Source organism: Microbacterium esteraromaticum, assembly GCF_900163815.1.
Classification (GTDB): Bacteria; Actinomycetota; Actinomycetes; order Actinomycetales; family Microbacteriaceae; genus Microbacterium; species Microbacterium esteraromaticum_B.
This window is the reverse complement of record NZ_FUKO01000019.1, coordinates 400425-412838: the sequence shown is the minus strand read 5'-3', so window position 1 is coordinate 412838 and position 12414 is coordinate 400425. Positions and strand designations below refer to the sequence as shown.

Genomic DNA, 12414 nt, shown 5'->3' with positions numbered 1-12414 from the left:
TGCCTTACCTACCTTGGGCGGAAAACGTCACTCGACCAGCGTCGTGCGCAGCCCCTTGAGCTCGGCATCCGTCAGCCCGGCGTTCTGCAGGTAGTCGGCCGCAGATCCGTACTCGTCATCGATCGCCGTCAACAGCTCTGCCATCACGTGCGCTGGCGACGCGGTGGCCAACTGGATCGCGTTGCGGGCGTTCGGCAGGTTCGCCGCGAGGTACTGCACGATCGCTTTCGTGCGCTCCTCGGGCAGTTGCGATGCGGTCAGGGCGTAGTCGGCGATCACCGCATCGCGGTCGGCGCCCACTGCACTGAGCGCCAGAGCGACTGTCACGCCGGTGCGATCCTTGCCGACGGTGCAGTGCACCAGTGTCGGCTCGTCTACGGCGATGATCCGGATCGCTTCGACAAGGCGCGAAGAAGCGTCGTCGACCAGATGCCGGTACATGCCCGCGAGGTCCATGTCCTGAGCGAAGAAGGACTCTACCGACCCGAGGAACAGCGGGATGCGAGTGGTCTGCACCGCGGTCAGCGCCGATGGCTCTGAGAACACCTCGGCGTCATCACGCAGATCGACGACGTGACGCACGCGAGTCTGCAGCATGGTGTCGCCTTCGCTGGTCAGTTTGGCGAGCTGCCCTGAGCGCAGCAGCATGCCCTCTCGCACGCGCCGAGAGCCAATGGGGATGCCGCCGACGTCGCGCAGATTGGCGACGCCGGGGATCTGGATGACAGTCACAGCGCGGCGCGCAGCGTGAGAAGCTGTCGAGGGGCCGAGAGTAGCGCGCGGAGATGAATCATGCTTCCAGCCTAAGCGAGCGGCACCTCGTCAACACCGTACGCATCAAATGCAGAGTGCGCACCAAAAGGGCCCTCATTGCTGTCATTCTGCTCAAAAAGTCACTGTGTTACTTGTTGTTTCGATCTGGCATTTCTGCTGGGGCTCGCTCGATAGCAGAATATGGCCGTGGCACACGACACCAGCGAGTTCCGATATCTGCCCGCACAGGCCGATGTTCTGCACGCGACCGTTCCGGCGGCGCAGCGTCTCTCGGTTGCGCTCCCCGATGGGCGCACGCTCAGCATGCTCCGCTTCGGCGAAGGCGACCCCGAGGTCACCCTGCTGCACGGCGCCGGGCTCAACGCGCACACCTGGGACTCCGTGGTGCTGCTGCTCGGGCGCCCTGCTCTCGTCATCGATCTCGCCGGACACGGCGATTCCTCTTGGCGAGACGATCTCGACTACTCCCCTGCTGCGCTCGCTGCCGACGTCGCACACGCGATCACCGCACAGACCGCGCAGCCGCAGGTGCTCGTCGGACACTCACTGGGTGGACTCACCGCGGCTGTCGTCGCGGCGCAGCATCCGGCACTCATCCGCGAACTCCTGCTCGTCGACATCGTCCCGGCCCTCGACACGGCAGCTGCCCCCGCCGTACTCCGCGAGTTCTACGGCGTCACAGACTTCGACACACGCGATGACATCGTCGAGCGCGCGATGTCATTCGGCTTCGGCGGCACGAGGGAAGACACGGCACGCGGCGTCTTCTTCAACACGCGCGTGCGCGAAGACGGTCGCGTCGAGTGGAAACACCACTTCGCGCAGATCATCGGCCATGCCTTCGACGCGCTGGCAGACGCCAACACGCGACCGGATGCCGCCGACCCCTGGACCGACCTCACCGCGGTCCAGGCACCCGTCACACTGATCCGCGGCACACACGGCTTCCTGCAGGATTCAGACGTCGCTGAGTTCACCAGGCGCCTGCCCACAGCATCCGTCGTCACCGCAGACGCCGGCCACAACGTGCAGGAGACATCGCCGGCGACGATCGCCGAGCTCGCCTCCGCCGCATTGATCCGACTGCCGAACTGACCCGATCGCTGTGCGAAACCGCCCGGCCCCGCACAGCACCTCTCCGAGAGGAACTCCCTTGCACCTCACCACCGCCCGCCGATCGGCCCGTCTGGCCGCAATCGGCATCCTCGCCGCCGGAGCCCTTGTGCTCAGTGCCTGCACGGGCGCACCCGAGCCCGCGCCGACCACATCGGGCAAGCCCGACCCCGATGCAACCCTCACGGTCGGTCTCGTGCTCGAGCCCACCAACCTCGACATCCGGCACACCAGCGGTGCCGCTCTCGAGCAGGTCCTCGTGGACAACATCTACGAGGGTCTCCTCGCACGCACGCAGGACAACAAGATCGAAGAGCGCCTCGCGAGTTCTTACAACGTCTCCCCCGACGGCCTCGTCTACACATTCACGCTGAATCCGGACGTCACCTTCCACGATGGCGCCGCGATGACGTCAGCCGATGTCGTCGCCTCCTACGAGACGGTGAAGACCGATGCCAGTGTGCAGGGCAACGCACAGTTCACCGGTGTGACAGCGATCACCGCCCCCGATGCAGCGACCGTTGAGATCGCGCTCGCTCAGCCCGACCAGAACTTCTTGTTCAACCTCACCGGACCAGGCGGACTCGTCTTCAAGAAGGGCGACGCGACCGACCTGAAGACAGCCGAGAACGGCACCGGTCCTTTCACGCTCAAGCGATGGACGAAGGGCAGCTCGATCACCTTCGATCGGTACGACGAATACTGGGGCGAGAAGGCAACGCTCAGCGAGGTCGTCTTCCAGTACATCCCCGATTTCACCGCAGGGGTGAATGCGGCTCTGGATGGCACCGTGGACGTACTCACCGCCGTCGACCCGAACCTGGTCTCGCAACTGGAAGACAGCGGCGAGTTCAAGATCACCAACGGTCGCACCACAGACAAGGCCACCCTCGCGTTCAACAACACCAAAGCGCCCCTCGATGATAAGCGGGTGCGTGAAGCGCTACGCCTGGCCATCGACCACGAGGCCCTCGTCGAGGCCGTCGGCGCGGGCGAAACGCTGTACGGGCCGATTCCCGAACTCGATCCCGGATACGAGGATCTGTCCGAGCTGGTTCCGTTCGATCCGGACAAGGCGAAGAAGCTTCTCAAGGAAGCCGGGCACGAAAAGCTCGATCTCACGCTGACCATCCCCTCCTTCTACGGCACCACGGTCGCACAGGTGCTCATCTCCGACTTCGCCAAGGTGGGCGTCTCGCTCGAGGTCAATCGCGTGGAGTTCCCGGCTTGGCTGGAAGACGTCTACACCAACCACGACTACGAGCTGAGCTTCGTACTGCACGTCGAGCCCCGTGATTTCAGCAACTTCGCGAACCCTGATTACTACTTCGACTACGACAACCCGAAGGTGCAGAAGCTCTACGAGCAGTCGCAGCTCGAGCTCGATCCGCAGAAGTCCGCCGACCTGCTCAAGAAGGCCGCGCGCATCGTGTCAGAGGATCACGCCGCCGACTGGCTGTACAACGGCGCCACGCTCACCGCGCACGTACCCGGCGTCTCCGGGTTCCCGCAGGACTCCATCAACTCGCGCATCAACCTCGCGGGCGTCACCAAGACCGCTGACTGACCAGCGAGCTGACTGACACGTGGCCCGCTACGCGCTCACACGAGGAGCCCTGCTCATCGCAGGGCTCCTCGTGTCGAGTGTGATCATCTTCCTCACGCTGCGCGTATTCCCTGGGGACGTCGCGCAGCTCATCGCCGGCACGCAAGCCAGCCCTGCCGTCGTCGAGGCGCTGCGTGAGTCGCTGGGCCTCGACAAGCCGCTCACCTCGCAGTATCTCGACTGGGTCGGCGGCATCTTCCACGGCGACCTCGGCACATCGCAGCTGAGCGGTGCGTCCGTCGGGGCCGAATTGCTGGAGAAATCCGCCGTCACGGTGCCACTCGGGCTGATGGCGCTCACGATCGCTCTGCTGATCGCCGTGCCCTTCGGCGTCGTCTCCGCGATTCTCCGCGGGCGCGCCGGCGGCACGGCCATCAGCGTCGGCGCGCAGACCATCGCCGCGGTGCCCGTGATCTGGGCAGGCATGATGCTGGTCGTCGTCTTCGCGCACTGGCTCGGCTGGCTGCCGGCCCAGGGCTTTCCGCGCTCGGGCTGGTCGACGCCGACGAAGGCTTTCGAAGCTCTGCTGCTGCCCGCACTGACGATCGGCATCGTCGAAGGCGCCATGCTGATGCGCTTCGTGCGCAGCGCTACACTGCAGGCCGCTGGCCAGGACTTCGTGCGCACCGCCGCGGCAAAGGGCCTCACGCGCAGGCAGGCGCTGGTGCGGCACGGCATCCCGGCTGTGGGATTGTCGGTGGTGACGGTGCTCGGTCTGCAGGTGGCCGGCATCATCGTCGGCTCGGTCGTGATCGAGCAGCTGTTCACACTGCCCGGCATCGGCCGGATGCTGGTCGCGGATGTCGGCACCCGTGACCTGATCAAGGTGCAGAGCGAGTTGCTCGTGCTCACGGGCTTCGTGCTGGTCATCGGCTTCGTGGTCGATCTGGTGCACCACATGGTCGATCCGCGGCAGAGGGAGGCGGAATGATGGCTGCTCGCGCATCGGCGCCGCGCTGGCTGCGCGCACTGCTCTCCTCGGCCACCGGGTGGTTCGGGGTCATCGTCGTCGTGCTGCTCGCGCTCACCGCAGTGGTGTCGCTGTTCTGGATGCCATTCGACCCGATGCTCTCCGATATTCGCGGCCGCTGGGCGACACCGAGCTGGCCGCACCTGCTCGGCACGGATGGCACCGGCCGTGACATCCTCAGCCTGCTGATGGCGGGCGCCCGGACCACGGTCTTCGTCGCCGTCGGCTCAGGCATCGTCGCCACCATCGTGGGCATCCTGCTCGCCGCCCTGGGTGCTCTGACAGCGCGGTGGATGCGCGAAACCGTCGCCGTCCTGGTCGATATCCTCATCGCGTTCCCCGTGCTCATGATCGCCATGATGATCTCCGCGGTGTGGGGCGGCTCACTGTGGGTGGTGGTGTTCTCGGTCGGCATCGGCTTCGGTGTGAGCATCGCGCGCGTGACCCGTCCTGAGCTGCGACGTGTGCAGCAGAGCGACTTCGTCGTCGCCGGGCGCGCCAGCGGCCTCACCAACGGCCAGAACCTCATCCGGCACCTGCTCCCCAACGTCGCACCGGTGTTCATCGTGCAGCTGTCGTGGTCGATGGCTGTCGCGGTGCTCGCCGAAGCAGGGCTGTCGTACCTCGGCTTCGGCGCCTCCCTCACGGAATCGTCGTGGGGGCTGCTGCTGGCCGATCTGCAGCGGTACATCGGCGTGCACCCGCTGACCGTGGTCTGGCCGGGGCTCGCCATCACCATCACCGTGCTCGGGCTGAACCTGCTCGGCGACGCGCTGCGCGAGGCGACGGATCCGACTCTGTCCCGCCGCGCAGCGCAGGTCCACCTGCCGGAGGCGATCGCATGAGCCTGGAAGTCAGCGACCTGGTGGTCGAGATCGGCGGACGCCGTGTGGTCGACGGCGTCTCGTTCGCGGTTGCCGACGGCGAACGTCTGGGCCTGATCGGCGAATCCGGGTCTGGCAAGTCGCTGACGGCGCTGGCCGTGCTCGGGTTGCTTCCCGATGAGGCCACGGCGCACGGCAGCATCCGCTGGAACGGCACCGAACTGCTCGGGATGCCGGACCGCGAGCTGGCTGAACTGCGCGGCGACGAGATCGGCATGATCTTCCAGGAGCCGCGCACCGCGCTGAACCCGATACGCACGGTCGGTCGGCAGATCGCCGAGTCGGTGCGCATCCATCAGAAGGTGAGCCGACGACAAGCGCGCGAGTGCGCAATCGCCGAAGCCGCCCGGGTGCGGCTTTCGGATCCGGAGCGGATCGTGGACCGCTACCCGCACCAGCTCTCCGGCGGCCAGCGCCAGCGGGTCGCGATCGCGATGGCACTTGCCTGCCGGCCGAAGCTGCTCATCGCTGATGAGCCGACGACCGCACTGGATGTGACGATCCAGGCCGAGGTGCTGCGCCTGCTGCTCTCGCTCGTCGAAGATCAGGGCATGTCTCTGGTGTTCATCACGCACGACCTCGCAGTGCTCGCACAGGTCGCCACCCACGGCGTGGTTCTCGAACACGGCCACGTGGTCGAATCCGCGCCCGTGCCCACGCTGCTCAGCACGCCGTCCTCTCCCGTCACGCAGGCGCTGCTGCGCGACGCCACGGCGACGCTGTGGCGTCCGGAAGGAGGCACAGCATGAGTCTGATCGTCGCCGAAGGCCTGAGCCGCAGCTTCGCGATCCCCAAGCGCCACCTCTTCGAGCGGTCCCGTGCGAACACCGCGCTGCATCCGACCGATCTGGAGATAGCCGAGGGCGAGTCGTTGGGGCTGATCGGCGAATCGGGGTCGGGAAAGTCAACCCTCGTCCGGCTGCTGCTGGGACTCGATCGACCCACCAGTGGTCGAGTGCTCGTCGACGGCAAGGAGGTGGATGCGACAGCATCCGCGCGCTCGCTGCACTGGCTGCGCCGACAGACCGGTCTCGTCTTCCAGGATCCGTACGCGTCGCTCGATCCGCGGATGACCGCGGGCCAGATCGTCGCCGAGCCGCTGTGGGCACTCGATATTCCCGGTGATCACCGCGCACGCGTGCGTGAAGTGCTCGCGCAGGTGGGGTTGGAAGCCGACATGGCCGACCGGCATCCGCACGAGTTCTCCGGCGGGCAGCGCCAGCGCATCGCGCTGGCGCGCGCCATTGCGCACCGCCCGCGCATTCTCATCGGCGACGAGCCGATGTCGGCGCTGGATGTCACCATGCGCGCGCAGATCCTCGAAGTGCTCGCGAAGCTGCGGGTCGAGGAGGGTCTGACCCTCATCGTCGTCTCGCACGACATCGGGCTCGTGCAGAATCTCAACGACACCGTTGCGGTCATGAAGGACGGCCGGATCGTCGAGCGCGGAACGATGGATGCTGTGCTGCAGCATCCGCGTGCCGACTACACGAAGGCCCTGCTCGCCGCGATCCCGGTGATCCCGCACCCCTGATCGTTCGGCGCGTCGTCGTCTGTCGATGGATGCTGCGACAGCATCCGCTGCAGGTATTCGCATCCGCGGCATCGATCGATGCAGCGGATGCGAGAAACTGGCGCAGATGCGGAGGTCAGCACGCCTCGCCCGCGACGCGCCAGTCGATGGGGCTCGCGCCCTGCTGCTCCAGCAGGGCGTTGGCCCGTGAGAACGGCCGCGAGCCGAAGAACCCGCGCCGGGCCGACAGCGGCGAGGGATGCGCGGATTCGATCGCGGGCACGTCCCCCAGCAGCGGCCGCAGCCCGGCAGCATCCCGCCCCCACAGAATCGCGACCAGCGGCTGCTTGCGGGCGACGAGTGCACGGATGGCCAGCTCAGTGACCTTCTCCCAGCCCCACCCGCGGTGGGAGCCAGCGTTTCCCGGCTGCACGGTGAGCACCCGGTTCAGCAGCAGCACGCCCTGGTCGCTCCACGCAGTCAGGTCGCCGTGCGATGCCGGTGGGATGCCGAGATCGCTCTCGCGTTCGCGATAGATGTTCCCCAGGCTGCGCGGCAGCGGGCGCACGTTCCGGTCGACCGCGAACGAGAGCCCGATCGCGTGTCCGGGAGTCGGGTACGGATCCTGACCGGTGATCAGCACCCGCACATCTGCCAATGGTCGCTGAAATGCCCGCAGCACGCGCGGTCCGTCAGGCAGATAGCCACGCCCCGCAGCATGCTCCGCGCGCAGTCTCTCTCCGAGTTCGGAGACCAGCGGCTGCACCGGCGCGAGTGCCTCAGCCCACCCCGGATCGAGCTGACCGGTCTCGGCCAGCTCCGCGAGCGTCTGCGACATCAGTCGACGCCGGTCTCAGTCGACGTCGGTGCGCACGTGCAGCGGTCCGCGCGCGAGCAGGTGCTGAGCGGACTGCGCGACCGGGCGCATAGTGATCTGATCGAGATTCACACGCCGCGGCGTGCTGAGCGCATACGCGATCACATCGGCAACATCTTCCGCGAGCAGGGGCTCGTCGACGCCGGAATAGACGGCCTCGGCCGCGACACTGTCGCCACCCAGTCGATTCAGAGTGAACTCCTCGGTGTGCACCATGCCCGGAGCGACTTCGACGACGCGGATCGGCTCGCCGTTGAGCTCCTGGCGCAGCACCTTCACCAGCATCGACTGCCCGGCCTTCGCCGCGTTGTATCCGGCCCCACCCGGATACGCGATCTGCGCGGCGGTCGAGGTCACGAAGATCGTGTCGGCATGGCCGTCTGCGGTGGCGGCTTTACGCAGCAGCGGCAGCATGCCCGCCACGAGCCGCTGCGTCGACAGAACGTTGGCATCGAACATCCACTGCCAGTCCTCGGCCGAGCCGCCCTCGACGCTGTCGGTTCCGCGGGCTCCCCCGGCGACCTGCACGAGCGCATGCACCGGACCGGAGCGATCGAGTTCTTCGATCAGCGCCGCGACGGCATCCGCATCGGTCAGATCGCACGCGATCGCCGAGGCTCCGGTCTCTGCGGCGAGCGCGGCCAGGCGCTCCTCCCTGCGTGCGACCCCGACAACTTCCCAGCCCTGCGCGCGCAATGCCCGCACGGTTGCTTCCCCGATACCGGAACTCGCTCCGGTCACCACGGCACGTCTGTTCACCATGCATCCACCGTAGGGCTTTTCATGCCGTCAGCCGATCATCACCACGACATGCGGGGCGCCGCTGTGTTACGTAACATTTCCCGGCGCTTGTTGACGGATGCTCGGCATCCGTACTCTCTCATCAAGGCAACTGCCAAAAGACCCCACCCGATTACCCTCTACGACTCCGGGAGAATCTCATGTCCGCACCCGAGAACTGGCGCTTCGAGACCAAGCAGATCCACTCCGGCGCTGCGCCCGACCCGGTCACCAAGTCGCGCGCCACGCCGATCTACCAGACCACCTCGTATGTCTTCGACAGCGCTGATCACGCGGCGAACCTGTTCGCGCTTGCGGAGTTCGGCAACATTTACACGCGTCTGCAGAATCCGACGCAGGATGTGCTCGAGCAGCGCCTCGCTGCCCTGGAAGGCGGCACCGGAGCGCTCGTGCTGGCGAGCGGACAGTCCGCGACCACGTTCGCAGTGCTGAACGTCGCGCAGGCAGGCGATCACTTCGTCGCATCCAGCTCGATCTACGGCGGCACGTACAACCTCTTCAAGTACACGCTCGCGAAGCTCGGCATCGAGGTCACCTTCGTCGAGAACCAGGATGACCCCGAGGAGTGGCGTGCCGCGGTGCGCCCGAACACGAAGCTGCTGTTCGCCGAGACGATCGGCAACCCGCGCATCAACGTGCTCGACATCCGCACCATCGCCGACATCGCTCACGAGAACGGTGTGCCGCTCGTCGTCGACAACACGATCGCCACTCCGTACCTGATCCGTCCGTTCGAGCACGGTGCCGACATCGTCGTGCACTCGGTCACGAAGTTCCTCGGCGGCCATGGCACGACCCTCGGCGGTGCCATCATCGACGGCGGCACGTTCGAGTGGTCGAAGAACGTCGAGAAGTTCCCCGGACTCACCGAGCCCGACCCGTCGTACCACGGCGCCAGCTACACGACCGCGGTCGGCGATGGTCTCGCGTACATCATCAAGGCGCGCGTGCAGCTGCTGCGCGACCTCGGATCGGCAATCGCTCCGCAGAGCGCCTGGAACCTCATCCAGGGCATCGAGACCCTGTCGCTGCGCATCGAGCGGCACGTGCAGAACGCGCAGGAGATCGCCGAGTGGCTGGAGAACCACGACGACGTCGCCTCGGTGAACTACTCGGGGCTGCCGTCGTCGCCGTGGTACGCCAAGGCGAACCAGTACGCACCCAAGGGTGTCGGTGCGGTGCTGTCGTTCGAGCTGAAGGGCGGCGTCGAAGCCGGCCGCGAATTCGTCAACAGCCTGTCGCTGTTCAGCCACCTCGCCAACATCGGCGATGTGCGCTCGCTGGTCATCCACCCGGCATCCACCACCCACTCGCAGCTCTCGCCCGAGCAGCAGCTCACCGCGGGGGTGACCCCGGGCCTGGTGCGTCTCTCGGTCGGACTCGAGAACGCCGAAGACCTGAAGGCCGATCTCGAAAGCGCCCTTGCCGCCGCCCGTCGGGTGACCGAGGCCGCTCGCGCCTGACCCGCCTCAGCACAGCCCCTCGGATGCCCCGGACCGCCTGGTCCGGGGCATCCGTCGTCTCCACTCGCGCTGCTCACCCGCATCCATTCTTCGCAGATCTGCACAAGTTCGCATGAATTCTGCGGTTTCTCTGCGAAGAACTGCAGATCTGCGGAGTTGCGCAGAGGCGCCGGACCGTAACGTGACGCGGTGCCATGGCGGCACAGGCGAGAATGGAGGCATGGACTGGCAGACGACCTCTGAGGACACGGTGCCATCGGCGCTCGTCTCCGAGGCCGATGTGCGGCTGCTGCGGGGCCGCCCACCCGCGACGGGGGCCTGGCGCGACGGTGATCCGGCCGGTGGCCGCCAGCTGACCTTCCTCGGCGACTTCCGCACCGAGAACGGCGAGAACCTGCCAGCGACTCGCCTCGCGTGGGAGTCCTGGGGAGAGCTGAACGAAGCACGCGACAACGCCGTGCTGATTCTGCATGCCCTTACCGGCGACAGTCACGTGCGCGGTGCAGCCGGTCCGGGGCACCCGACCGCTGGTTGGTGGGAACCCGTGGTGGGGCCCGGCGCCGGCATCGACACCGACCGCTGGTTCGTGATCGCCCCGAACATCCTCGGCGGATGCCAGGGATCGACCGGCCCGGCCAGCATCGCCCCCGACGGCAGAGAGTGGGCATCGCGGTTCCCCTACCTCACGATCCGCGACCAGGTGTCTGCGCAGATGCTTCTCGCCGACCAGCTGGGCATCAGCCGGTGGGCCGCCATCGTCGGCGGGTCGATGGGCGGGATGCACGCGCTGGAATGGGCGATCATGGCGCCGGAGCGCGTCGAGCGCCTCGCCGTGCTGTCCTCTCCCCCGGCGACGACGGCCGACCAGCTGGCCCTGAACTTCGTGCAGCTGGAGACCGTGCGCATGGATCCGCAGTTCGACGGCGGCGAGTACTACGACGCCGGCCTCGGTGACGGCCCGCACCGGGGGCTCGCCCTCGCCCGGCGGATGGCCCTGCTGAACTACCGCAGCCCGATCGAGCTGAACCAGCGCTTCCAGCGATCCTGGCAGTCCAGCGTGTCGCCGTTGGGTCGCGGCGGGCGCTTCGCTGTGGAGTCCTACCTCGACTTCCACGGCAACAAGTTCACTCGCCGCTTCGACGCGAACAGCTATGTCACGCTCGTCGAGGCCATGAACTCGCATGACATCGGGCGAGATCGCGGCGGCATCGAAGAGGCCCTGCATACGATCACCGCCAAGACTCTTGTGCTCGGCATCGACTCGGACCGCCTGTTCCCCGCCGATGGTCAGCAGCGCATCGCACGCAGCATCCCGCACCTCATCGACGAGGAGGCGATCGTGCTCACCAGCGATTTCGGGCACGACGGATTCCTCATCGAGACAGATCCGGTCGGCGAGCATCTGGGTCGTCTGCTCGACGCCTGAGCCTCAGCTGCGCTCGTACCTCCAGGGCAGCTCGCCCATCAGAAGCCGATGGCGCCCGCTCACGGGCCCGGGCGCGTCGGGGTACTCCTCGTCCCCCGCCCAGCACGCCAGTCGCCCGGTCGACGTCTGCGCCAGGCGGGTGGCGAATTGCGCGACCTCTCCGCGTGCCGCATACACGTCGTCGACACTGCGGTGCTCCCGCAGACCGTGCAGCGTGACCCAGGTCGGCGGAAACAGCGTCAGCGCGCCATCCGCGTGCCGTTCGAACGCTCCCTGCGGACTCAGCCACAGCGCCTCGTCGATCTCTCCGGCATTGGCCTGCAGCTCATCGCCCCGCTCGCGAGCGAGGAAGAACCACGTGCGGAACTTCACGGGAGTCTCCGCGGGCGGCATCCAGCACGAGATCGCCGCAAGGTCGTGCACGCGGATGCCGGCCTCCTCGCGCGTCTCGCGGATCGCCGCACGCTGAGCGGCATCCATCTCCGTCGCTGTGCCCTCAGCGTCACCGGGGTCCACCCGGCCGCCGGGGAACACCCACGCACCCGGGAAGGAGCCGGATTCCGGGCGCCGCAGCAGCAGCGTCTCCACACCAGCCTCACCGTCGCGCAGCACAACAGCGGTACCCGCGACGCGTATCGACGCCGGGGCGGCAGTCATCGGGTCACGCCTCATCGGCGCTGTCGATAGCGGCTTCCAGTCGCTCGATCTTGGCATCCAGCTCACCGCTGTAGCCGGGGCGGATGTCGGCCTTCAGCACCAGTGAAACCCGTGACCCGAACGGCATGACCGCGTCGGTCGCGCGCTTGACGACGTCCATCACCGTGTCCCAATCGGGGCCCTCGATCTCGGTGAACATGCTCGTCGTGCGATGCGCGAGACCGGATTCGCGCACCACCTTCACTGCTGCGGCGACAGCGTCGTGAACCGAGCCGTCTTCGTGGGCGTTGCCGGATGGGGCGACTGAGAATGCGACGAGCATGATTTCCT

Annotated in this window: 13 protein-coding genes; 8 read left to right on the top strand and 5 right to left on the bottom strand. The window is 67.0% G+C overall.

Going from position 1 to position 12414, the window contains the following annotated elements:
* Window positions 1-27: 27 nt before the first annotated feature.
* Window positions 28-732, bottom strand: coding sequence for a tyrosine-protein phosphatase (locus FM104_RS07385; RefSeq protein ID WP_087130787.1), 705 nt, complete (start codon window positions 730-732; stop codon window positions 28-30).
* Window positions 733-954: 222 nt separating this feature from the next.
* Between FM104_RS07385 and FM104_RS07380 the strand changes: the two genes are divergently transcribed.
* The 6 genes from FM104_RS07380 to FM104_RS07355 are packed head-to-tail and all read left to right on the top strand — an operon-like array spanning window position 955 to window position 6881.
* Window positions 955-1869, top strand: a complete 915-nt coding sequence (locus tag FM104_RS07380) for an alpha/beta fold hydrolase (protein WP_087130786.1) — start codon at window positions 955-957, stop codon at window positions 1867-1869.
* Between the two features lie 58 nt (window positions 1870-1927).
* Entirely contained in the window at window positions 1928-3454 is a 1527-nt protein-coding gene (locus FM104_RS07375) for an ABC transporter substrate-binding protein (protein WP_087130785.1), read from the top strand.
* A 19-nt stretch (window positions 3455-3473) separates the two neighbouring features.
* The gene (locus FM104_RS07370; RefSeq protein ID WP_087130784.1) at window positions 3474-4424 is read left to right on the top strand and encodes an ABC transporter permease; all 951 of its coding nucleotides are present in this window, start codon (window positions 3474-3476) and stop codon (window positions 4422-4424) included.
* Window positions 4421-5308, top strand: a complete 888-nt coding sequence (locus FM104_RS07365; RefSeq protein WP_373407840.1) for an ABC transporter permease — start codon at window positions 4421-4423, stop codon at window positions 5306-5308. Before FM104_RS07370 ends, FM104_RS07365 begins: the two co-directional genes overlap by 4 nt.
* Entirely contained in the window at window positions 5305-6096 is a 792-nt protein-coding gene (locus FM104_RS07360) for an ABC transporter ATP-binding protein (protein ID WP_087130782.1), read from the top strand. Before FM104_RS07365 ends, FM104_RS07360 begins: the two co-directional genes overlap by 4 nt.
* Entirely contained in the window at window positions 6093-6881 is a 789-nt protein-coding gene (locus FM104_RS07355) for an ABC transporter ATP-binding protein (RefSeq protein WP_087130781.1), read from the top strand. The genes FM104_RS07360 and FM104_RS07355 overlap by 4 nt, the downstream gene beginning before the upstream one ends.
* A gap of 115 nt (window positions 6882-6996) precedes the next feature.
* Here FM104_RS07355 and FM104_RS07350 read toward each other — a convergent pair whose 3' ends face one another.
* Window positions 6997-7698 carry a uracil-DNA glycosylase gene (locus FM104_RS07350; RefSeq protein WP_087130780.1) on the bottom strand — a complete coding sequence of 234 codons (702 nt, stop codon included), beginning with the start codon at window positions 7696-7698 and terminating at the stop codon, window positions 6997-6999.
* A 15-nt stretch (window positions 7699-7713) separates the two neighbouring features.
* Entirely contained in the window at window positions 7714-8499 is a 786-nt protein-coding gene (locus tag FM104_RS07345; protein WP_179206712.1) for an SDR family oxidoreductase, read from the bottom strand.
* Window positions 8500-8678: 179 nt separating this feature from the next.
* Here FM104_RS07345 and FM104_RS07340 point away from each other — a divergent pair, with 179 nt between their 5' ends.
* Complete coding sequence (locus FM104_RS07340; RefSeq protein WP_087130779.1) at window positions 8679-10001, top strand: bifunctional o-acetylhomoserine/o-acetylserine sulfhydrylase; 1323 nt, start codon at window positions 8679-8681, stop codon at window positions 9999-10001.
* A 220-nt stretch (window positions 10002-10221) separates the two neighbouring features.
* A complete protein-coding gene (metX, locus tag FM104_RS07335; RefSeq protein ID WP_087130778.1) occupies window positions 10222-11427 on the top strand; it encodes a homoserine O-acetyltransferase MetX in 1206 nt (401 codons plus the stop codon).
* 3 nt (window positions 11428-11430) lie between these two features.
* Here the strand turns inward: metX and FM104_RS07330 are convergent, their stop codons facing one another.
* Both FM104_RS07330 and FM104_RS07325 read right to left on the bottom strand, forming a co-directional pair.
* Complete coding sequence (locus FM104_RS07330; RefSeq protein ID WP_218778560.1) at window positions 11431-12084, bottom strand: NUDIX hydrolase; 654 nt, start codon at window positions 12082-12084, stop codon at window positions 11431-11433.
* Between the two features lie 4 nt (window positions 12085-12088).
* Window positions 12089-12406 carry a thiamine-binding protein gene (locus FM104_RS07325; protein ID WP_087130776.1) on the bottom strand — a complete coding sequence of 106 codons (318 nt, stop codon included), beginning with the start codon at window positions 12404-12406 and terminating at the stop codon, window positions 12089-12091.
* Between the last annotated feature and the right edge of the window lie 8 nt (window positions 12407-12414).

Excerpts from the sequence above, each read along its gene's own strand:
- FM104_RS07380 (WP_087130786.1), top strand. The coding sequence starts at position 955 with ATGGCCGTGGCACACGACACCAGCGAGTTCCGATATCTGCCCGCACAG.
- FM104_RS07365 (WP_373407840.1), top strand. The coding sequence starts at position 4,421 with ATGATGGCTGCTCGCGCATCGGCGCCGCGCTGGCTGCGCGCACTGCTC.
- FM104_RS07360 (WP_087130782.1), top strand. The coding sequence starts at position 5,305 with ATGAGCCTGGAAGTCAGCGACCTGGTGGTCGAGATCGGCGGACGCCGT.
- FM104_RS07355 (WP_087130781.1), top strand. The coding sequence starts at position 6,093 with ATGAGTCTGATCGTCGCCGAAGGCCTGAGCCGCAGCTTCGCGATCCCC.
- FM104_RS07350 (WP_087130780.1), bottom strand. The coding sequence starts at position 7,698 with ATGTCGCAGACGCTCGCGGAGCTGGCCGAGACCGGTCAGCTCGATCCG.
- FM104_RS07345 (WP_179206712.1), bottom strand. The coding sequence starts at position 8,499 with ATGGTGAACAGACGTGCCGTGGTGACCGGAGCGAGTTCCGGTATCGGG.
- FM104_RS07340 (WP_087130779.1), top strand. The coding sequence starts at position 8,679 with ATGTCCGCACCCGAGAACTGGCGCTTCGAGACCAAGCAGATCCACTCC.
- metX (WP_087130778.1), top strand. The coding sequence starts at position 10,222 with ATGGACTGGCAGACGACCTCTGAGGACACGGTGCCATCGGCGCTCGTC.
- FM104_RS07330 (WP_218778560.1), bottom strand. The coding sequence starts at position 12,084 with ATGACTGCCGCCCCGGCGTCGATACGCGTCGCGGGTACCGCTGTTGTG.
- FM104_RS07325 (WP_087130776.1), bottom strand. The coding sequence starts at position 12,406 with ATGCTCGTCGCATTCTCAGTCGCCCCATCCGGCAACGCCCACGAAGAC.